This is a genomic window from Streptomyces sp. CB01373 (assembly GCF_002803075.1).
Lineage (GTDB): Bacteria > Actinomycetota > Actinomycetes > Streptomycetales > Streptomycetaceae > Streptomyces.
Genome location: NZ_NNBK01000033.1, coordinates 23,042 through 44,145 on the forward strand (window position 1 = coordinate 23,042; position 21,104 = coordinate 44,145).

Sequence of the window (21,104 nt, forward strand, 5' to 3'; positions counted from 1 at the left end):
CCGGTTGCTCCGGAGCCCCGTCTCGGTCCACGAAGCCGTACTCGACCGGCGCCCGCTTACTGCCTCAGCAGCTGGTTGGCCGCGTTCGTTGAGGGCGAACCCCACCCGCGTGGGGAACAACCAGGTGGTGACGCCGCCGGTGGTGCGGCCGTGGATAGACCCCTACTTACGTGGGGATGCCCCCTTGCTGACCTGCGAGGCCAGCTCTATCGATAGAGAATCTTACTCGTGTGATCCGGGCGGCAGTCAGCAGTACCTTCTGCCGGAGGGCAAGGCGGAGCACGCGAACCGGGCCGAACAGTCGGGTCGGCCACCGGCAGTGGCCTTGTCGGACGAGCCGCACCTCTCGCGTGGCGGCTGTCCCCGGGGGCTCTGGGTGCGGGCTGGTTAGTGGCTGTTGTCGGTGAGGGTTCCGCGCTGCACCAGCTCGTCGGCGGTGCAGCCGCGTCGCTGCGCCATTGCGTGGAAGGTTTCCCGCTCGCGCTGCCAGGACAGGGCCCGGTCGGCTGCGGTCTGACGGATGTACTCATCGGCGGACAGGCCGAGAGCGGCGGAGTGGGCGGCGATCGCTTCTCGTTCCGCGGCCGTGAATGTCATCGTGGTGGCCTCCTTTGGCCGGTGGGCCTGCTGCTCGGCGGGGTGCCGGGCGTTAACCCGCGCAGGTCATGACGCTAGCCGTTGCGCGGGTTTCAGCTGGCGCTCGGTGCGGGGCGGGGTGGGTGTTGATCCATGAGAGGCCGCCGAGGTCGAGGTGGTGGCGGGCGCGGGTGACGGCGACGTAGGCGAGGCGGGCATCGGTGTCGCTGACGGGTTCGGGAATGGGCTGGCCTTGGGCGTCGTGCTGGTCGGTGTCCTTGGGCGGGGGAAGTCGTCGGCGATTTTGACGGTGGGCCATTCGCGGCCCTTGGCGGTGTGGGCGGTGGAGACGGTGACGTCGGCGTGCTGTTCGTCGGTGAGCTGGTCGACGGCGGTGAGGATGGCGTCGGGTCCGTGGGTGTCGACGAGGTCGACGAAGGGCTGGAGGTCGCGTCCTGCGGGGTCGTGGGCGGCGTAGTCCTGCAGTTCGCCCCAGGAGGCGAAGAGCACGAGTTCGGGGTGGGAGGTGCGGCGGCCGTCTTTGAGGTCGCGGGCCGCGAGGGCGAGCGCGGCCAGCTGCTGTCCTCCGCGGGTGAGGGCGACGCGGTGGCCGGCGGCGAGCAGGCGCATGACTTCGGCCATGGTGCCGATGTTGGTGCGGCACAGCACCGCGTCCGGCCGGTCGAGGCTGCCGATGTCGGTGGGGATGGTGTCGCTGCCGGTCAGGCGGATGGGGGCGTCGGCGAGGGTGAGCCACCGGTTGGCCTCTTCGGCGATCAGGGTGCCGAATCGGAAGGAGCGGGTCAGGGTGAGAGGGGTGGCGTCGAAGCTGGTCATCACGTCCCGGGCGCCGCGCCAGCCGTAGATGGCCTGGGCGGAGTCGCCGACCATGACGAGCTGTGCGTGGTCGCGCTGGGCGGCGAAGACCTCCTCGAGGACCGGGTTGGTGTCCTGGGCCTCGTCGAGGAAGAGGAAGTCCGCTTCGATGGTGGGTGCGGTGAGGGCCCACATTTTGAGGTAGTGGTCGTGTTCGAAACGGACCACGCCCTGGTCGGGGTTGTGCAGGTCGGCCCAGGCTTTGGTCGCGAACGGCATGACCTCGTCGGCAAGTCGGGCATGGTCGCCGGGTGTGTCCAGGCCACGCAGTCGTGGCACATGGTGGCCGGTCAGGGTGCGGTCGGCGGAGTAGCAGTAGCGAGTGACGGTGCGCAGCACGGTGTGGGAGAGCGCGCGGGGGCCGATCTCGTGAGCACCGATGCGGACCGGACGCGTGATGCCGAGCGCCTGGCCGGTCTTCCACGCGGGCTGGCGGGGCTGTTGAGCCGGCGGCAGTAGCGGTGACCGACGGCGGCGAAGGCTGTGGCGTGAGCGGTCTTGCACAGCACCGTGCGGGGGAAGCGGCCGGCGGCGTCCTGGGCGATGTTCTTGTTGAAGGCGAGGTAGCGGCCGCGGCGGTGGGTTCCGGCCGTGAGGAGGCCGAGGGTGCTGGTCTTCCCTGTCCCGGCGCCGGCCTGCAGGACGAGATGGTGACCGGCCCGAAAAGCGTCGGCAGCGTGCGCCTGTTCGTCGGTGGGTGTGTGCAACAAAAACTCCGCGAAAGAGAAGAAAAACATCGGAAGGGGAAAGGGATGATGAGTGAGGTCTGCGGTGTGGGCTGCCGTCCCGGCAAGGTGCAGCGTCCGGGATGGGCTCGCAGCGCTGCCGGGACGCAGTGGTGATGCCGGCTGTGCAGGATTCGGGCCGCGCAGACCAGGACTTCTTCGATGGTGGGGTGGGTGAGCAGGCTCGCGAGCCGGCTCTCCGGGCGCCGGGCGCGTTCCTGCTCATGCCGGGCACGGTCCGCGGCCATGTACCGGCCGAGCACATCCTGCGGCCGCTCTCCAGATCTGCTGCGGCCCGGCGAAGGACCGCACCTGCTCAAGGGGCCGAGAACGATGTTGAGCAGAACCCGGCCGTGCCGGTTGGGGTGGTGCGTGGTCAGGATGCCGATCGGCAGTCGCGTGCCCCGTTGGTGCCGTAGCACGTGCAGGGCACCGCCCAGGCTGCGCGCTCTGCACTGCTATCAGCCGGTTACGGTCCGCGTTCGCGGCCGGCCGGACGCATGCTCGGGCGTGCCGGAGCTCGGTTGGTGGCGGGCCTGGGCAGGGTGAGCTCGAGGGCGTGGAAGGGCGTCATGGGCGGGCTGCCTCATGGGCCCTGCCGGTGGGGCCTGGGTGTCGGGTGTGGGTGGGAAGGCGGTTGTGGATGTGCTCGTGGTGGCGCAGGGGGTCGAAGGGCTCCCAGTCGGTCACCGCCAGGTCGGCGGCCGTGGGGATGGCGGCGTGCTGCGGGCAGCGCTGGGCGCGCCAGCGCAGCTGCTCGGCGTACGGGATGGCGCTGAGGTCGTAGATGGCCATAACCGCGGAGGGCAGGGCCAGCTGCCCGCTCGTCGCGGTGGCCGGGACCAGCCTCCAGGTGCCGGCCGGGGTCTCGGGGGAGAGCAGAGTGCTGGTGCAGCGGTGACGGCGCCGGGTCTGGGCGATGCACTGGATCTCGTCCACCGGGCGGGCGGCGAGGTAGCGCACGTACAGCAGCTGCACGACGGGACGGGCCGGGCGGCAGACTGTCGAGTTCTTCCGTTGGGGTGCCGGGCTGTCCGGGGAGGCCGGGCAAGGGGCGAAGGCGCCGGCGTCGATTAGACGGCGGGTGTTTACGGCCAGCGACCGGCGCAGCCCGGTCAGCTCGGGAGGGGGCGGGGGAGTGTCGCGGGCGGGACAGACGACAGCGTGCGGCAGACGGCACCAGCTACTGCCATCTCCTCCCGGGTAGGCAACACCGGAACTGACATGCCAGCGGCAGACGGCGGGCACCCGGGCGGCCGGAAGTTCGTGCGGATGAAGGCGGACGGGCCGCTGAGCGCCGCGGTGGTACCACTCGATCCGGTTGCCGCACTCGCGGCACCGGTCGCCCTGGCCGCAGCGCAGCAGCCGGCTGACGCCGTCTGGGGAGACGTGCAGGGAACGGCGCACGTGGTGGACGAGGAGGCTTCCGTCCCAGCGCCGGGCCGGAGGAGGTGTGGAGCGCATGCGGGCGAACCTGCCAGCCAACACGCCGGATCCGCGGCAGCAGCTCTGCCGGATCGCCCGGTCAGCCCCATCCGGTGAGACTGGGGTGCGAACGCTTGATTGCGCGTTCGAGAGGGTCTCGCCGGTTCGGGTGATCTGCGACAGGCGCTCGGGCGGGGAGTCAGTCCTGGGCCGGGCCGGGCAGGTCGTGCCCGCGGCACAGGGTGCTGAAGAGCTCGTCGAGCGGGGTGTTCAGGGCGTGGGCGAGGGCGTGCCAGGTCTTCAGCGTGCCGATGGTGCGGCCCTGCTCGATCTCGATGACGGTGCGTCTGGCCAGGCCGCTGCGGGAGGCAAGCTCGTCATAGCTCCACCCGCGCGCGGCCCGCAGGCGCGCGAGTTCGAACCGCAGCGCAGTGAGGTCCGGATCGGGCGGCAAGATCGTCACCCGCCCATCCGACGGTGCAGACCCCTGCACTGCCAGTGCATACCTCTGCCCTATTTTCCCAGGTGGCGGCACGCGCGAGAGGGCAGAGGTCTGCACTACGGTGGGCGGCCGTCCCCATACCCAAGACCGGGATCGGCGCGGAATCGACAAGGAGGAACACGCGCCCATGAGGCTGCGCCCAGCATGTCCGACGACACCACGCACCTGGACCGTGGAACTGCGCTCGCACGCCGGCGGGCTTGCTCTCGTATGCCAGCAATGCCCGCACGGCAGCGGGCAGATCACCGCAGCCTCCGCACGCGCGGCCGCCCTCGCCCACCTCGCACGGCACGCACGCGGCAACCTTCTCCCCTCGTACCTACGGATCTGTCAATGTCATGAACGCGGCTGCCACTGGCATCCCCGCCACCGCGGCTGCGCTGGCCCCATCCGCCTCCTCCTCGCACGCGAACACGGCGGACGACTATGGCGGCTCGCCGACGCCTGCAGCGCCTGTGCCGCAGCGACAGCACAGGCCGCCGTAGTGCCCGACACCGTCCTTGCCCGCCTACCGCTGCACCCGACAACCGCCCGGCGGCACAGACGCCGCCCCAAGGGGCCCGGCGAACAGACCCGGGTACGTGAAATCCTCAGCTACCTGGCCGCTGCCCTTCCAGCGGGCACTTCGGCAGCCGCGCGCTTGCTCGCGCTGCAGTGCGCGCTCCGCGTGAACACCAGAATGCACGTCCGGCTGCCCAACGGCGTGCTGTGCAGCCTCCGCCTCAACGCCGTCCAGGACCCATGGCGCGAGCTGGAGCACGCGCGATGGCTGCGCATCATCCCCGCGACCGCGGCCAACGAGGTTGTTGCCGAACTACTTGACGCCGCGCTGCTTGGCCAAGCACCGGCCCGCCCCGACCGGATGCGTGCCGCGGACTGGGCACTGCGCGTCAGCTCCTCCTCGACAGCAAGGGCAATCGGACCGCTGCCGCAACTGGCCAGCGCCTACCTCGCGGCGCACGCCGACCTGCGCGCCGGCAGCGGACTGAGCGAGCTCGACCAGATGGCGCGCGCCTGTGGCGTCCCGCTCGCGGAACTGCCCACCCTGCTTGACCAACTGGCAGCAACCGGGCTGCTCAGGTCATGGCAGGCCTGCCCAGACTCGGGGGACCTGCACTGGACCCTCGCGTACGGAAGGGGAATCCACGACGCCAGCCGCCTGCACGACACGGCCGCTCCCGGCAACGCGGATGAGGGAGGAGCACGATCTTGAGTGTGCGACAGCCGCTCGGGCGAAAGGCGACGTGGCGCGCTCGATCTTGAACAGGACGTCGTCTGGCCGGTGGACGGCCGGCCTCGACCGGATCCCGCACCGCCCCGTTCCAGCCGCGTCCTTGACTCCTTCCCGGAGCCGACAGACGGCGGAGTGGTGTCTTCCGGGCGCCCATAGTGTGTCTCTCTCGCCGCCCGCTCAGAGTTTCCCAGCTGCCACATGGTCACCGGTCAGCGCAGCCGGGCCACGGTGACGACGGCGTGCCGGGTCGTGCCCGCCACGACCTCCACCACCACGTCGCCGACGGCGGGCGTGTAGGAGTCGCCGGCCTTCGTGAACGCCCGCCCGGCCTGGGGAACCAGGCGCGGGGCCACGATCGAAGACAGCGCTGTGGTCAGCCGTTGGGATAGCGTCACCCGTCCGTCGGGCAGCCGTACGGCGAGCGCCTTCGGGTGCCGGGCGCTGCCGGTGAACCCGACCCCGGCCGCGTCGACTGTGTCCGCGTGCCTGATCTTCGCCCAGACCCGGCCCGCCTTGTAGGCCCCTCGCAGTGGCTTCGCCACGATCCCCTATACGCCTGTTCCTTCGAGTGCCGCGTACCAGAGCAGGCCCTCGTCCAGGTCGGTGGTCGACCACACCGGTACGATCGACGGACCGGCGTCGCCGAGCACGTCCAGGAGGACCTGGCGGCGCTCCACGTACGGACGCGGGCGCAGGTCGGGAAAGCCCGCCGCAGGATGGGGCTGCGAGACCGTTGCGGTACGGCCGCGCTGCGCGACCGGACCCTGAAGTGGGCGGTGATTTTCGAGCTTTCTGCTGAGCGTCTTGCCGAACCGCCCGCCTGTCATCACCCACAAGGGTGGCACTGTGACTGAGCGCCTCGGTTGGCCATTGAGTGCTACAGATGGCTGCCCTTGCGCTCAGCGGCACATCCTCAGGAGGGCGTCCGACTGATTGCTCTGATCGGTCGGTACGTTTCGCCAGTGGCCGATGGATACGGGACTACGATCACTGTGTCGAGCAGTAGGTGTGCGTCGGCCAGCCGGCGTTGAGGGGGCAGCGTGGACGACGGCAAGCAGCCGGTCCGGTTCCGGCAGCGGACGAAGCAGGTGACGGCGCCGCCGACGCCGGAGGCACTGTTCGGAGTACTTCCGCGAACGACCACCAGCCACGGCGCTCTGTGGTCGCACCAGGCAGACATCCTGCGTTCCTATGCCTCGCCCTCACTCTTGAACAAGTCGGACGTCGCCCTGGAGCTCCCGACCGGCTCCGGCAAAACCTTGGTTGGCCTGCTGATCGCTGACTGGAGGCGGCGCTACTACAAGCACCGCTCGGTCTACGCCTGCCCGACCAAGCAGCTCGCTCACCAGGTCTGGGAGGCCGCCCAAGCCCAAGGCGTCCCCGCCGCCCTGTTCATCGGCTCGCGTCCCGACTTCGACGGCCGGGCACTGGCCCGCTACGAGGGCGCCGAGGTTGTGGCCGTGACCGTCTACAGCCACGTGTTCAACACCAACCCGGCTTTTCCGGACGCCCAGAGCTTGCTGTTCGACGACGCGCACGCCGCCGAAGGCTTCGTTGCGGATGCCTGGGCAGTGAACATCCCGGCCTCCGCCAGCCAGTTCACCTCGCTGTTGGACGCGTTCGGCGACGACCTTGACCCGCACCTGGTGTCCCGGCTGACCGACCCGTACGGCGGCACGGAAGTACGGCTTGTGCCGGTGCCGACCGTCGCCAAGCACGCCGTCGAGCTGGACAGGGTCCTGTCGACCCTGTCCGGCAAAGCCTGGCACCGGTTCAAGATGGTCCGCTCGCAGCTGCGTGCCTGCCTGTTCTACGTCAGCCCGCAGGGCTGGTACATCCGGCCGATGATCCCGCCGACCTTCGCCCACACCCCGTTCATGGGCCCGCAGCAGCGGATCTACCTCTCGGCGACCCTCGGTGAAGGCGGCGAACTGGAGCGGGCCTTCGGCCGCCCGACGATCACTCGGATCGCGGCGCCCCCAGAGTGGGAGAGCATCGGCAGCGGCCGACGCTTCTTCGTCTTCCCCGATCTGGCGGAGTCGACCAACGACCCCTTCGGCCCCGGCGGTCTGCACTTGGCCGACACCAGCCAGCCAGCCGCGCAAACCGGTCCTGCTGAGGCGTCGGCCAATCCAGCGGACAAGGGCGGCCTGGTCGGCGGGTTGATCGGCCTGCGCGGTAAATGCGTGGTGCTAACACCCGACGGGAAGTCGGCCACGATGATCGCCGACACCTTGGGGGTGCCACAGGCCGAACGATTCCGACCCGGCGACACCCTGGATGGCCTCCAACCGTTCAAGACCGCCGACCGGGGCATGCTGCTCGCCCCAAGCCGGTTCGACGGTATGGACCTCCCCGACGAGTCGTGCAACATCATCCTGATGCACGACCTCCCCGACGCCCTTCACCTCCAGGACCAGTTCCTTCAGTCCCGACTGCGCGCCGGCCGCGTGGCCCTGGAGCGGGTCCGCACCCGCGTCATCCAGGGCGCTGGCCGCTGCACCCGCGGACCCCGAGACTTCGCACTTGTCATCGTCACTGGACGCGAACTCCAGCGCTTCCTCTCCCGCCTCGACGTCCGCGATGGACTGCCGCCCGAGCTCCAGGCCGAGATTGCCTTCGGCCGCGACAACAGTGAAGTACCCCCGTCCGATCTCGTCGCTCTAGCACGCAGCGCCCTCGATCGTGACCAGATGTGGCAGCAGGACGCCGAGCCGGACATCGTCGAGCGCCGCTCCGAATGCGCCAAACAAGCCCCTGCCTACGTGGGCATGTTGGCCGCAAGCGCCGAACATGAGGTCAACGCCTGGCAGGCCGCCTGGCAAGAGGACTGGGACACCGCCTCCCGCAGCGCGGTGCAAGTCCTCGATCTCCTGACCAGCAGAGAGCTGCGCCCCTATCAGGCGATGTGGGCCTACCTCGGATCAGTCTGGGCCCGGCTGGCAGCAGACGCCCCGGGCGCGGCAGCGCGGGCTGAGCAACTGCTGGAGCGGGCCCGCAAGGCCGCCTTCGGCACCACGTGGCTGCGGGAGATCGAGGGGCACGCGGTGGACGCGCCAGAACTCGGCACCCTGGACACCGAGGCCGTAGCAGCCGTGGCCGTGGCCTACCGGTCGTCCGCGAAGCTAAAGACGGCCGCCAAGTTCGACATGTTCGCGAACGAGATGCTGGCTAACCTGCGCGAGCAATACTCCGTGAAGTACGAGGCGGGGCTGGTCTCCCTCGGGGAACTGCTGGGGGCCCGCTCGTTCAAGCCGACAGGTCAGGGACGCACGGACGCGGCGTGGCTGTGGCCATCTTGGTGGCTCACGGTCGAGGCCAAGAGCGAGCAGAAGTCCGAAGGAGGCATCAGCCTGAAGTACATCAGGCAGTCGAACAGCCAGCTCCGTCAGCTCGCCAGCGACGAGCAGGTCGACGAGGCGCCGCGCGACAGCATCAGCCTCGTCGTCTCCCCCCGAGGGATGGTGAGCGACCTGGCCGTTCCCGCCGCGGAGTCCCATCTCTACCTTGTCTCCCCTGATACGATCCTCGCGCTCGCGGTGCGGGCGACGCAGGCATGGACCCGGATCCGCAACGCCGCCCCGGCTGGCGTCGAGGGCGACGACCTGCACGCCGTGGTCGCGGAGGCCCTGCGCACCAGCCTGGTGCTGCCCTCCTACGTCAAGGAAGCCGTGACCGCAGACCCCATCCGCCCGTAAGGGCCCAGACTCCGAAGTGAGCACCTGATCCAGAAGCCATGGCGGTGGGGCCGGCAGACAGACCAGCCCGGCCCCACCGCCGGTCAGCCGATCAGCTTGTGCAGCACGGGAACGCTGCCTCCAGCGGTCACCAAACATCGGGGCTTCGTTTGTTTTTCCGTTCTGGCCTCGGGATGTCAGTGCTGGTCTCTAGAGTGACTGCGTACTCCTTGTGGAGCCGTTCTCACTTGAAGTGGCGGTGGGCCCCGAACACGGAAGGCCGCGATGTGGCCGGGAAGTCCGTGGGCGGTGGGCCAGGGCAGCAGGAGGGGCAGCATGACTCCCCTTCCTGACTGACCAACCAGCATTGCGAGCGAGGTGGTGCAACCACGGGAGGCGGATGCGACGGCCAAGGGCCGCCGTACCGTCCGTCCTACCTCGAAGGAGAGCCACCGACGTGGCCGATGCACTGTTTGACGATGGACACTCCGAGGACGTCGACGATGGCGATCCAACGCTGATCGCCGTGCACGGATGGAGTGTCGCTGACGCCAAGAAGGCGAAGACCCGGGTCAACAAGGTTAGAAAACTGATCGATGCCGGCGCCGTCCATCTCCATCCAGACCATCTGGACTGGATCCGGTTCATTCTGAACTGGGCGGAAGTGGACCGAACGCTTCCCAGCTACAGCCCCAAGACCGGCCGCTATCGCGACCGGGTCCGGCCCATGCGGCTCGGTGAGTATCGGGTGTACTGCCTCGACCTGCTGATGCCGACGGTGACCACCGTTCAGCAGCTCATGAACTACCGCACCCGGCAGGGACGTTCACTGCGCGATGTTCCGGATGACCTCCGACCTGTGTCACGGAGTCACCCCCTCCTGGACGGGCACGGCGTCCCCGTGGTGGGCGTCACGCACACCTACGTGACGGCTGAAGGGCTCCTCAACGAGCTTCGAACGGCTTCGCAGAAGGTACGGGAGTCGCGGCAGCGTGAGCGCGGCTGGGATCCACTTCGCGATGCGGTACTCAGCGATGGGGTGGAGGACGGCGGCCTGTGGCTGCAGACAGTCTTCGCCCCGTTGGGTGACGACGGCGAGCCGGACTGGACGTGGGCTGTCAGTACCCTGGCGCCAGCGGACGCGGCCAGTCGCAAGGCCGTGTGTGACAGCCGCGTCGACCCGGACGGCAAGCTGGCCGCTCTGCCTCTGCTGAAGCCCCGTCGCTCGGACGTCTTTGACGGGACAGAGAAGGACCCCTCCGCAGTGGTCGGCGTCACCGAGGCGGTGAGCGTGCAACTGGGCAAGGTCAAGACAGCCGTTTCCGGCCTCGACTTTGTCGATGATCTACCAGATGAAGCGCGCGAGTTGCTGCACGCCAGCGTCATGCCGGTTCGGCTTGCCTACCGGGTGACCGACCCGCGCGGACGTGACGTCCGGCTGGACGGGCCCGCCCTGTTCCGCAATATTCAGAAGCACTTCCACGGGCCCGAACGCTTGGGACACCCGCCCGCCGAAGCAGAGAGACTCGTGGCCGACGACACCTACGCAGCACTTCGGCAGGCAATCGAAGAGGGCAAGTTCGAGACGTCGGCCGCCGCGTCCGGACCTGCCGACGTGACGTGGTCCGTCCCCTTGCTGGACGCGGTGTGTAGCGGTGAGCCGTTGGATGCACTTGCGGAACTCGGTCTGCCGACGACCTGGCAGGGCCGTGTTGCCGCCGCCGTGATGCTTGTCTTCGGTGACGGACCAGAGAGAGCGATCATCGGGCGGGTCCTCAAGTCGAGGCCGCAGGGCGGACTGTACAACGACCGCCTGGACGAGCGTCGCTTGTCGCTCCTGCGCGAGTGGACCTTCGGGGAGACTCCTGTCAACCGGCGGGCATTCGAGCAGATCGAAGCCAAGGAGGTCTTCGAGAACCCACTGCGCTCCTGGAACGGCAACACGGACGAGCTGGTGGAGCTCGTGTGTACGGGGAAGGCCACTCGCACCGAGACGGCACTGTTCCAGGTCCTGGCCGCCACAGCGGCCGGCCGCAACGAGATGCAGATCGTCGACATCGGATCTGCCCAGCAGGCACGCGGCTTCGCCAGCGTCAAGGCGTACCAGGCTCTCCGCGGGCGGCTGGTACGCACAGCCCCGGGGACTGAATCGACCCTCGAGTTCGTTCCGTGCGGACCGTCCTACATGCGGGCGCTTCTTAAGGATCAGCTCCTGCTGAAAGACCCTGAGCCCAGCACCGTCGGCGGCCTTACCCCGGAGGCGCCTACGGACGCAGACTGGCGAAACTGGTCGGCCAACAAGATTGGTGCTTTGAACGAGGACGGCACTCCCGTTGCACCCCGCTCGGTACGCGCAGCATTGACCGGCGACAGCAAGCTGATCGAGGACCCAGACGGCACCGTGCGCTATCGCATGATCGACGTGCCGCAACTCGTGCCCGACAACTTCCTGGACCAGTTCTCCACCCAGGCATTGACCCGCCGGGCCAAGGACCGCCAGGCCTCGGCCGAGCCCAGGCAGCAGGAAAGGCCTCTCACGGCTGACGAACGGGTGACCGAGGCACTCGACGAGGCGGTGAAGCTACTCCCCGCCCTCAGCAGTGAGGTCGGAAAGCTCGAAGGTCTGCAGCGGGAAGGCCACCTTTTCGACGTCTCCCAGAGAAACCGGCTCAACGAACTCGCTCTCGATGTCCGGGGAGCCGGCCAGCACGACCAGAAGGCAATCGCCGGCCGCATCGACACCATCGTGCGCAATGCCCGGGACCAGGAGAGCCAGCTCGTACAGGTGCAGGAGATGATCGAGGACGGGAACCATGCAGCGGCAGCCGACCATGACGATGGTGAAGACGGCGAGAACCCGGACGAACTGATCCTCGCCAGCAAGGACGCCGGATGAGCCGCACAGTGCTGACCCCCGCTCTGTGGCAGGCAATGAGCGACCGCGCTGGCAAGTGGCGACTCCAGCATGATCCCGTAGCGCATCCGATCTCTGCGCTGCGTCACATCAACGCCTCGCGCTGTGTCTACGTTCCGCTGATCGCCACGCAGCGACCGGCGGGTACCTTCACGATCGATTACATCGGATCCGCCGCACGTGCTCATCCGCGCGCCGTATGGCGGCGTGTTGCCGGTGAGCATCAGCTTGTTGATCTCAACCGAAAGAGGGACTGGGATCGTGTAGTGGTCCTGCCGCTGAAGCCGGACACTCCGCTGACCGTCGTCCGGATCATTGAGGCGGCCGTTGCCGATCTTTGCGGGCGACCGCCGCGATGTTCCCGACTCCCGCACCTGCCCGCGGACTGGCGTGCTCGCATAAGCATCTAACGAGCAAGGGAAGTTCGCCCGCGCTTCAGACGCGTCGCGGGTGGCTGAGCCGCCGGGCTCGGCTCAGCCACCACACCACCATGGAGACCCCGGACCACTACCGCAGCCGTATCAGCGAGGCGAAGGTTGCATCCGTGACCCGCGCTGCGAGCACGCCGCCGCGCTCGTCCGCGTGGTCGGGTGTCCTGTGCGGGCGGGGGTCCCGGGACAGCGGAAACAGAAGGGGCTTGTCGGCCACCACGGCGACTGACAAGCCCCACTCTTTGCGCGTCCTGCGCCAACAGGCCGCGTCCACCTTCGCCGTAGGCGCAGAAGTCCGGGTCAAGACTGAGGTGCCCAACGAAGGTCAGCCCTCAAGGGACTTCCGCTCAGCATGTCATCGATTGTTGGTTGACACTGCACCGAAGGTGCCGCCCCCAGCCAGCCAAACGAGACAGTTCTTAAATAAGCAGTGCTTCAGTCCCCACTGACCTGCGACACAACCCATGAGAGCTGAGATTGTTAAGTACATAGACGCTAGCCCACGTGTACAGGAGCTTGAAAAAAGGCTCTTGTTTGTTCAGGAACCGTTCACAACGGAATGGACATCGTCCGAGCGGGTGGGTCAGCATGAGGGCGCCAGCACACCTTGGCGCCAACCGAGGCCTGGCGTTCCATCAAGTTCGGGTCAAGGAAGCGCAGTTGAGCGCTCCCTCAAGAGACTGAGGTGTCCACACCCATGTCACGTACCATGACGTTCAAAGTCAACCTGCCGTTCATCGGAGACCGCCACCTTCCCAATGAGGCGGTCGTCCTCGCCGCTACGGCGGTCTGGCTCATGGTGGTCATCGTCCTAGCGATCATCGTGCTCATTCTCTCTGGCTGGGCTCCCCATGTGGCCGTCACCACCGTGGGAGGAGCAGGCCTGATCGCAGCGAAACTGCGCCGCGATCTTGCTTGATCATTTCCGATGGGCCAGCCTCCTTGCGAGGCTGGCCCCCGGGTCTTTTCACAGGAGAGCATCGATGGGACGGCACGCCAAAGAACTGCCGACCGAGCAGGTCGACACCTTCATCGTGGAATTCGCCGCAGCGCTGCGTTCCCTTAGGGAACAAGCAGGTAATCCAACCCTCGCAGAGATGGCGAGCAGAGCGGGGATCTCCACAGCTTCGCTTTCAAAAGCAGCGGGAGGGCACGAAATGCCATCATGGCGTGTAACCGAGGCTTACGTGGAGGCCTGCGGAAACGATCCGAAATCATGGCGTAGGCGTTGGGAGAATGTGAGACGAGCAACAAGACCCAAGGAGTTTGTAAGCGATGAGTCTGTTGAATCGCTGAACCTGGACCCTGAACAGAGACGTAGAGCGTCATGGCCGAGAATATGGGAGCGCTGGGACAGGACAGGGATGATTCTTCCCACGCACCGAGCAGAGACGGCATTGGATCTTCGGATTGCTTTGCAGTCCCTCCGCGCCTACCGGTCTCTTTCGCTTCGCCAGCTGGCCATCCTCATGCCCTACTCGCATTCCACAGTAGCGGCAGTACTTTCGGGAGCGAGGCCAGTGTCAGCGTTCTTCCTCCGTAATTACCTGCAGGCATGCGGAGTTACTACGTACGGCGAGGTGCTGCAGTGGATGGATCTCCTACGCACTGCCGACCCAACCGAGAAGAGCGCGGCCGGAGCAGTATTAAATTCCACCCTGCGAGGCAATGGTGGAAATTCGACATCCTACTCCTGGAGGTCGCGACTGTCGATCAGTAGCGAAATCGACAGACTCAAGAAAGTCTCCCTTCGCAAGCGGTCGGAACACCTCCGTACATGGATGCTGGGTAAACTCGAAACTAAAGACAGGAATGTAATATATCGCCGACTGGAAAAGCTGTACGGAATCAATGCGGTTGACCTGCGTCTTTTTGAGCGTGAAGAGTGGAGTTTAACGCTCGACCAACTCAACAAAATTGTTAGAGAGGTAAAGCGCCACGGCTTTAAGGACATAGACCCAGTCGTCGAATTCTGAGGCCTACCAACCAGATCGTCACGACCATCGCATTCCGATGGCGGAGAGCTGTTCCACCCGTTCCGGCGTCAGCGTCGCGGCCCTGCTCCGCTGGTTGCTGATCCAAGCACCCAGCTTCAGCTGCCGCTCCTCCTGGTCCTCGCCGCTGTCGCCGTCTCCGTCGCCGACGACGATCCGTTTCCGGGTTCCAAGATGCACGTCCTGTCGGACGCGAACGCACTGCCCCTCGTCGTCGGCGTCTCGGCCGCCAACGTCCACGACAGCAAAAACGCTGAAGCCGATGGTGGCCGGTCACCAAACGAGACACGACCCCCACCGCGGCCGCCACTTCAAACCTCAACGCTTCCACGCCGACAAAGCCTTCGACGTCCCACACCTGCGTAAATGGTTACGCGGCAAGCGCATCGGCGTGCGCATTGCCCGCAAGGGCGTCGAGTCGACTGAGGGGGCGTTTGGTGAGCCGCTTTCGCTTATCGTGTCGGCGCCGGGAGGATGCGGAGTGATCCTGTGACAGGGAAAGGCGTGTGTTGCAGCATGTCAGATGCTGTGGCCATTGCTGCTGTTGTGGTAAGTATGACGGCCGAAGGGGAGTCGTCGCGGGATGCGGTCGGGGTGTCCGCGCCCGGGGTGACGCTGGGGCGTTGATGGCCCGGGGCCGGCGGTACGTGCGGCGGCCTGTCCGGCCGGTTGGCCGGGCCGCCCGATCACCGATTGCGATGTGCGCGCGGCGTCGGCGGAGCACTGCAGCGGGCTGGGGGCGTGTGATGAGCGAAATGAGACTGTGGGACGACAACCCCACGGGTGTGGACCTGCTGGGCTTCGCATCCATCGTCGACACTGTGGTGACCACGCTCGAGATCCCGTATCTGGACCCGGTGACGATCGGGGTCGCCGCGCCCTGGGGCGGCGGTAAGTCGACGGTTCTACGGCTCCTGCACAAGGAACTGGACGGGCGGGACGGTTATCGGGTGATCCGTCTCGATCCCTGGGAGTTCGACGACCAGTTCGATGTGCGCGGCAGTGTGATCGGTGAGGTCCTGCAGGATCTCCTGTCGGCCTACGGGGCGCAGGACGGCCTGCCGGAGAAGATCAATGAGCTTCTTGAGCGCGTGAGCTGGTCACGTGTTGCGGTCAGTATGTCGAGGGGATCTCTGGTCGCCCAGTCCGAGGACTTGGTCAAGGCCCTCACGCCCCGGTCGAAGAGCGATCCCAGGAGCCTGGCGGGCTTCCGGGAGGGGTTCGCCCGCCTACTCAAGGACCTGACACAGCTCAAGCGTCTGATCGTGCTGGTCGACGATCTGGACCGCTGTCTGCCCGACGCGGTGATGGCCACGCTGGAGGCCATCAAGCTGTTCCTGTCCGTCGAGAAGGTCGCGTTCGTCCTGGCGGCGGACCAGGACATGGTGCGCGAGTCGATCGCGGCCAGTCTGGACGCCACGGGCCGGGGGGAGCGGTTCGCCCATCGCTACCTGGAGAAGATCGTCCAGGTGCCCCTGTCGCTGCCGCGGATCGGCGCCGACGAGGCAGCCACCTTCATCACGCTGCTGCTCTCGGCCCACCAGTGCTCGCCGGAGCACTACACACGGCTGGTCGAGCATGCGCAGCAGCGGCGGGCCGCGGGGCAGTCGCCGGTCCTGGCGGACCTGCAGAATCTTCCGTGGCAGCCCGACGGGGCCTCGCTCGCTCTGGCCAGCCGACTGGCCACCGGTCTGTCGGCCGACCGGTCCGGAAGCCCGCGCAGCATCAAACGCTTCCTCAACGCGTTCGCCCTGCGGACCCGGATCGCCGAGAGCCAGGGCATCAGCATCGACCCCTCCGTGATCGTCAAGCTCATGCTGCTGGAAGACAGCCCCGGCAAGGACTTCGAGACCCTCGTCAAACTCCAGGACGCCCAACGAAGTGAACTCCTTGAGCACTGGCAGGCCTGGGGGAAGAGGGAACGTGACGACAGACCGGACCAGGTCAGCGAGGCGAGCAGGCACTGGGCCGCCTCCGAACCCGACCTCACCACGGCCCCGATCGGCCCCTACCTCAGCCTGGCCGCCTCTCTCGTGAGCCTCACCGCGGCCGCGTCCCTCACCCAGGAACAGGTCACCTGGGTCTCCCATCTCGCCGGGCAGGCCGAGCCGCACCGGCGCAGCGCGCAGCAGGAGGTGACGGCACGACCGGTCACGGAGCAGCAGGCCGTCGTCGAAGCCCTGTTGGAGCGCGGCCGCCGGGAACAGGAGAGTGAGCCGCTCGTGGAGTCCCTCCTATACATCGCGAAGGCCACCGAGGACCTGCGCCGCCGCATCGCCGACGGCCTCTGGGACATGCGCGGCAACCTCACCCCCGGCTCCGTCATGGACATCGCCGACAGTGACAGCGAGGAACTGCACGACCTGGCGGCACGCCTGGCTGATGCGACGGACATCGCCCCGATGGTGAAGGAAGCGGCCAAGCTGGAACGGGAGGGCCGCTGATGGGGACGTCAGGCGCATACGGAGGCAGCGGCTCCGCGGAGTGGAGCGCGGCCCATGACGCTTTCGACGCCCTGCCCGGCACCGGAACGGGACCCGCGGACACCCCGGATCTGCCGGACGGCCAGCAGCAACTCCTCGACGACGTCGTGCAGGCGCTGGCGACCGCGCTGAACAAGGACGACGCGGACCACGGCACGGTGCCCGCCGGCGGCTATCCGCTCTCCGCCCTGATAGCCCCTGCCCGCGGCAGCGGCGGTGGCGGCGGGGGAGGAGGAGCCGGGGGCGCGGCAGGCCCGGGGGGCCGTATCGGCGGCGGATCGCAGCGCCAGGTACTCAAAGGCTCCTCTCGCGGTGCCGCAGCCCTCGCGGGAGCCTACGCACTGCGTAACGGCGACGCCGCGCAACTGCGTGAACTCGGCCTGGACTTCACCGAGCTGAGCAGCCTGCCACGGCGCACCCAGATCTCCCGCATCCTGCAGGCCGTCCTCGGCGACGCCGGCCACCCCGATGAAGCGGCCCTGCGCAGAGCCACCGTCAAGCACGTCAAAGACGTCCTCCTCGCCGCTGAGCCGCCCACGCCGGAAGACAGCCTGCGCGGCCTGGTCGCCGAATGGATCTACGAACTCGGCCTGGTCGAGCTCCAGTCCCAAAAAGCCAGCGACAACCTCACCCCCGAGGAGGCCGTCCGCAAACAGGGCTGGCTGCGGTCCTGGCTCCAACGCCGAGTACGCCACATCTCTGTGCCCGACACACGACGCATGACCGTCAAGGAATTCACCGCCACAGCCGCGACAGTGACGAGGGAGGCACTGCGCATTCTGCGCGCAGGACGCTTATGACGATCGCCTACGAAGTACTGCCGCACGACGGACAGCAGCATGAACCCTCCGCCACCGCCCTGCACTGGCCCCGCACCCGAGCCCACAGCCCCACCCCGACCGTCACCGGCACACTCGGCTGGGACCTCGACCTCCTGGGACCCGCACCGGCCGCAGCCGCCGACCTCGTTCGCATGGCTGCCTCCGCCTACCTCGCCGACCGCAGCACCAGCCGCCCCACCACCTTCGCCCGCACCATCGACCTCACCGTCCACACCATCGACCCCGCCCCCTGGAACGCTACGTCCGGCCGGCTCGCCGAAGAATTGCTCGCCTGGCTCACCGGCGACGCCTGGCACCTGCACGCAGTATCCGCCGACCCCGGTGACCACCGCCCGGCACCCGTGCCCGCCGCCGACGACGTGATGCTCCTCAGCGGCGGCCTCGATTCCCTGTGCGGCGCCGCTGACCATCTCGGTGACACGGCAGCCCGTATCCACCTCAGCCACTACGACGGCAGCACCGTCATCCGCCACGCGCAGCACCAGACCAGCGCCTGGCTCAGCGACCGTGCACAGCAGCCACTACGCCACCTCAGCGTGAAATTCCACCAGACCCGCACCGCCCGGGAACGCTCCTCACGCAGCCGCAGCCTGCTGTTCGCCGCCCTGGCCTCGGCGGTCGCCGCCGGCGCCGCCAGTCCGCGCGTGACCGTCCCCGAGAACGGCTTCACCAGCATCAACCCACCCCTGACCGCAGCCCGGGGCGGCGCCCTGTCCACCCGCTCGACCCACCCCGGTACGTTCGCCCGCATCAACGAGCTCCTGGCGAGCCTGGACGTGCCCGTCACGGTGACCAACCCGTACGCCTACCTCACCAAGGGACAGCTCCTCGCACGAGCCTGCGACCGAGCGGGCCAGCCGCTGCTGCAAGCAGGGGCGGCAACCCTCTCGTGCAGCAAACTCGACGGGAACTGGTACCCCGGCGGAGACCCCACCCTCAACTGCGGCCTCTGCCTGGCGTGCCTGGTGCGCCGGGGGGCGTTCACTCAAGGCCCCCGCCGCGACCCCACCCTCTACCTCGTCGGCCATCTCACCGGCCCCGCGCGCCAGCTCCTGCTGGACCGCCGCCGCAAAGACATCCACGACGTACGCCAGGCCATCGCCCGCGGCATCGACGACACCGACATCCTTGCCGTCGGCGACTTTCCCCCCGACACCGACCTCGACGCCGTCGTGAACATGTGCCAGCGAGGCCTTCAGGAGCTGAACCATGTCTCTCTTCCCTGAAGAACTGCCACCGCTCGACTGCCACGCCCACATCGCACCCGATGTGACCCCCGCGCAGATCGACGCCCTCCATGGAGCCGTCGTCTTCGCCGTCACTCGCACCCCCGCCGAAGCGCACCGCGCGTGCCGGCGCCGTGACGCGCGCCTGGTGTGGGGATCAGGCGCGCACCCCGGCGTTCCCGAAGCGCTTGATGCCTTCGACCTGAAGAAGTTTCGTGCCTCCTTGCAGCACAGCTGCCTTGTCGGGGAAATCGGCCTCGACCGCCGAGGCAACCTCGAGCAGCAGCGCACCGTACTCGCCCAGATTCTCCGGGCCGCACACGACCAGCCCGTTCTGCTGTCGCTGCACAGCACCGGACGCACCGGCCCCCTCCTCGACCTGCTGACTGACCAGCCGCATCCCGGAATGATCCTGCACTGGTTCCTCGGCAGCCCCACCGAGCGGCAACATGCCATCGACCTGGGGGCCTACTTCTCCGTCAACGCCGCGATGCCCGACGACATCCTGACCTCTCTGCCCCTGACACGCCTGCTGCCGGAGACCGATTTCCCGGCCAGCCGGCGCACCACCGGTGCATCGCGCCCCGGCCACATCGACCGGCTCGAACAACGGCTCGCCCCCCTCCTCGGCATGACACCACAGCACCTCAGACGACGCTTCTGGCAGAACCTGCGGGAACTGACCACCCGCACACACGTCCTGGACCGGCTACCCGAACACGTCGCGGACTGGGCTCTGGAAGCCTGATACACAGCCCCGCAGAAGCCACCGACATCACTCACCCCGGCCGACACGCTCCACGACCGTGGGATCACTGCGCACAGGCTCCGGCAGCACACAGTCGCGCAGAGCGCGGGCCGCAAGCACCTGCTCGACCGTCAATCCCCGCGCATCGGACAAGTCCGCCCGCACCAGATCGGCATCCGTCAGGTCCGCACCGTCGAGCCGCGCCCGACACAGAACGGCGCCCCTGAGCGCCGCTCCCTTGAGGAGAGCCCCTCGCAGGTCAGCCTCCAGCAGACAGGCCTTCGCGAGATGACGCCCCGCGAGATCGACCGGCGGCCAGGAGCCCTTTCGACGCCGTGAACCAGGTGTGGTGAGCGCCCTCAGGGCTTCCTGAACCATCTCGTCGGGTTCCTCCGGAAGCTGTACCGATGCCAGACCACCGGGCGCACCGGCAGGCTGCGTATGGTGCTGCACGAACGCATTCAGCACCCGCGCGGCATGCCATCCCTGTTCAGGAGCATCCTGGACGATCTGTTCCAGCGCCAGAACACCCCCGATGCACACGTACGGTTCATCCGAACTCAGTCGCTCCAGCGCCTTCGTGAAACGGTCCGTCACCTGCCCGCGACGGCTCAGCCGGTAGGACCGGGCGGTGTAGATCAAGGCGATGCCGGCACCGACGCCCGCAACGGCCTGCACCACGGCCAGCCGGACCTGGCCCACTGCCGCAGACCGGGCCGCGGCGTCCATGGACGACCAGTCCCGCCCGGCCAGCCAGCATGCCAGGCTCCGGCTCAACGGAGTGAACATCAGCGCCAGCAGCCCCGCCAGCCCGACCGCGCCCAGGACAGCCATCACGGCCGGCCATGCCTTCTGCAACCTCATGACACGGTTTCTATCGCGCCCACCCTCCCGGGGGCGACTCGCCCCCGTGGCCTTGACGGCGTTGAGCGACGGTGCAGTGGTTGGCCTGACGGCGGCCCTTATTTGACAGGACGTTCAGGGGCCCGAGCAGGCTGGCGGTGTCAGCATCTGTCAGCGTCTCGGCTACGCCAGCTTCGTCTTCCTGCACGCGTACAGAGTGCGCGTTCTCGGCGAGAAGTGCGGCGCCACCTTTCCTTGTCCGGTTTTGTATCGGGTCTCGGCAACGGGTGAAACCTCGTTTCACCCGTTGCCGAGATCGCCGGCTTCTTCCTCTCCACCCTCCTGGACTTCCGCAACGCCGGCAGCGAGGACCGGCCCTACCGGCGCGGCGGACCCCGCCCGGGTTCCACGATCGTCGACATGGCGAAAGGCCTCTGAGCACGTCCGAACCCCTCGCTTTATGACGATTGCGAGGGGTGTGACCTGCTCGTCGACGCTGCGGGCGGCAGCGATGTACTGCCCGCCGCCGGCAGGCGGCGCGCAGCGACCCGCGGCTAGAAGGTGATCTTGACCTTGAGCGCCTCGCGCGCATCCATCGCCTTGTAACC

General features: G+C 67.7%; 18 protein-coding genes and 3 pseudogenes. 12 read left to right on the top strand and 9 right to left on the bottom strand.

The window, feature by feature from the left end:
• Window positions 1-387: 387 nt before the first annotated feature.
• Together CG719_RS34830 and CG719_RS34835 are read right to left on the bottom strand one after the other, a co-directional pair.
• On the bottom strand, window positions 388-597 hold the full coding sequence (locus CG719_RS34830; RefSeq protein ID WP_100572703.1) for a hypothetical protein: 210 nt from the start codon (window positions 595-597) through the stop codon (window positions 388-390).
• Between the two features lie 52 nt (window positions 598-649).
• Window positions 650-2,159 (bottom strand): annotated as a pseudogene (locus CG719_RS34835) (UvrD-helicase domain-containing protein).
• 101 nt (window positions 2,160-2,260) lie between these two features.
• Here CG719_RS34835 and CG719_RS34840 point away from each other — a divergent pair.
• Complete coding sequence (locus CG719_RS34840) at window positions 2,261-2,596, top strand: hypothetical protein (RefSeq protein WP_100572704.1); 336 nt, start codon at window positions 2,261-2,263, stop codon at window positions 2,594-2,596.
• A gap of 151 nt (window positions 2,597-2,747) precedes the next feature.
• On the opposite strand, the gene CG719_RS37015 is transcribed toward CG719_RS34840, so the two are convergent.
• From CG719_RS37015 to CG719_RS34850, 3 genes and pseudogenes are all read right to left on the bottom strand, one after another.
• Entirely contained in the window at window positions 2,748-3,155 is a 408-nt protein-coding gene (locus CG719_RS37015) for a hypothetical protein (RefSeq protein WP_234375920.1), read from the bottom strand.
• A 102-nt stretch (window positions 3,156-3,257) separates the two neighbouring features.
• Window positions 3,258-3,641, bottom strand: a pseudogene (locus tag CG719_RS37020) (DUF6083 domain-containing protein); the annotation flags it as partial.
• A 160-nt stretch (window positions 3,642-3,801) separates the two neighbouring features.
• Entirely contained in the window at window positions 3,802-4,065 is a 264-nt protein-coding gene (locus CG719_RS34850) for a helix-turn-helix transcriptional regulator (protein ID WP_058846732.1), read from the bottom strand.
• Between the two features lie 706 nt (window positions 4,066-4,771).
• Here CG719_RS34850 and CG719_RS37475 point away from each other — a divergent pair.
• Window positions 4,772-5,317, top strand: coding sequence for a hypothetical protein (locus tag CG719_RS37475; protein ID WP_324839475.1), 546 nt, complete (start codon window positions 4,772-4,774; stop codon window positions 5,315-5,317).
• Between the two features lie 230 nt (window positions 5,318-5,547).
• Here the strand turns inward: CG719_RS37475 and CG719_RS34860 are convergent, their stop codons facing one another.
• Both CG719_RS34860 and CG719_RS35650 read right to left on the bottom strand, forming a co-directional pair.
• Window positions 5,548-5,880, bottom strand: a complete 333-nt coding sequence (locus tag CG719_RS34860) for a hypothetical protein (RefSeq protein WP_100572706.1) — start codon at window positions 5,878-5,880, stop codon at window positions 5,548-5,550.
• Window positions 5,881-5,886: 6 nt separating this feature from the next.
• Window positions 5,887-6,165 carry a hypothetical protein gene (locus tag CG719_RS35650; RefSeq protein WP_159025033.1) on the bottom strand — a complete coding sequence of 93 codons (279 nt, stop codon included), beginning with the start codon at window positions 6,163-6,165 and terminating at the stop codon, window positions 5,887-5,889.
• Between the two features lie 213 nt (window positions 6,166-6,378).
• Between CG719_RS35650 and CG719_RS34865 the strand changes: the two genes are divergently transcribed.
• From CG719_RS34865 to CG719_RS34880, 5 genes are all read left to right on the top strand, one after another.
• Window positions 6,379-9,036, top strand: coding sequence for a DEAD/DEAH box helicase (locus CG719_RS34865; protein WP_100572707.1), 2,658 nt, complete (start codon window positions 6,379-6,381; stop codon window positions 9,034-9,036).
• 436 nt (window positions 9,037-9,472) lie between these two features.
• Window positions 9,473-11,911, top strand: coding sequence for a hypothetical protein (locus CG719_RS34870; protein ID WP_100572708.1), 2,439 nt, complete (start codon window positions 9,473-9,475; stop codon window positions 11,909-11,911).
• A complete protein-coding gene (locus CG719_RS35655) occupies window positions 11,908-12,339 on the top strand; it encodes a hypothetical protein (protein WP_159025034.1) in 432 nt (143 codons plus the stop codon). Before CG719_RS34870 ends, CG719_RS35655 begins: the two co-directional genes overlap by 4 nt.
• 718 nt (window positions 12,340-13,057) lie before the next feature.
• Window positions 13,058-13,279 carry a hypothetical protein gene (locus tag CG719_RS34875; RefSeq protein WP_159025035.1) on the top strand — a complete coding sequence of 74 codons (222 nt, stop codon included), beginning with the start codon at window positions 13,058-13,060 and terminating at the stop codon, window positions 13,277-13,279.
• Between the two features lie 64 nt (window positions 13,280-13,343).
• The gene (locus CG719_RS34880; protein WP_100572710.1) at window positions 13,344-14,336 is read left to right on the top strand and encodes a helix-turn-helix domain-containing protein; all 993 of its coding nucleotides are present in this window, start codon (window positions 13,344-13,346) and stop codon (window positions 14,334-14,336) included.
• 18 nt (window positions 14,337-14,354) lie between these two features.
• Here CG719_RS34880 and CG719_RS34885 read toward each other — a convergent pair whose 3' ends face one another.
• Window positions 14,355-14,594 (bottom strand): helicase associated domain-containing protein, encoded by a 240-nt coding sequence (locus tag CG719_RS34885; RefSeq protein WP_324839481.1) that lies wholly within the window; start codon window positions 14,592-14,594, stop codon window positions 14,355-14,357.
• On the opposite strand from CG719_RS34885, the pseudogene CG719_RS34890 reads away from it, so the two are divergent.
• The 5 genes and pseudogenes from CG719_RS34890 to CG719_RS34905 form a co-directional block, all read left to right on the top strand.
• Window positions 14,517-14,781: pseudogene (locus tag CG719_RS34890) on the top strand (transposase); the annotation flags it as partial. The gene CG719_RS34885 and the pseudogene CG719_RS34890 overlap by 78 nt on opposite strands.
• A gap of 328 nt (window positions 14,782-15,109) precedes the next feature.
• On the top strand, window positions 15,110-16,798 hold the full coding sequence (locus CG719_RS34895; protein WP_159025036.1) for a KAP family P-loop NTPase fold protein: 1,689 nt from the start codon (window positions 15,110-15,112) through the stop codon (window positions 16,796-16,798).
• Window positions 16,798-17,637 carry a hypothetical protein gene (locus tag CG719_RS35660; RefSeq protein WP_159025037.1) on the top strand — a complete coding sequence of 280 codons (840 nt, stop codon included), beginning with the start codon at window positions 16,798-16,800 and terminating at the stop codon, window positions 17,635-17,637. The genes CG719_RS34895 and CG719_RS35660 overlap by 1 nt, the downstream gene beginning before the upstream one ends.
• The gene (locus CG719_RS34900; protein ID WP_100572712.1) at window positions 17,634-18,905 is read left to right on the top strand and encodes a queuosine biosynthesis protein queC; all 1,272 of its coding nucleotides are present in this window, start codon (window positions 17,634-17,636) and stop codon (window positions 18,903-18,905) included. Before CG719_RS35660 ends, CG719_RS34900 begins: the two co-directional genes overlap by 4 nt.
• Window positions 18,889-19,653, top strand: a complete 765-nt coding sequence (locus CG719_RS34905) for a TatD family hydrolase (protein WP_100572713.1) — start codon at window positions 18,889-18,891, stop codon at window positions 19,651-19,653. Before CG719_RS34900 ends, CG719_RS34905 begins: the two co-directional genes overlap by 17 nt.
• A 27-nt stretch (window positions 19,654-19,680) precedes the next feature.
• Here CG719_RS34905 and CG719_RS34910 read toward each other — a convergent pair whose 3' ends face one another.
• Window positions 19,681-20,517, bottom strand: coding sequence for a pentapeptide repeat-containing protein (locus CG719_RS34910; protein WP_100572714.1), 837 nt, complete (start codon window positions 20,515-20,517; stop codon window positions 19,681-19,683).
• Between the last annotated feature and the right edge of the window lie 587 nt (window positions 20,518-21,104).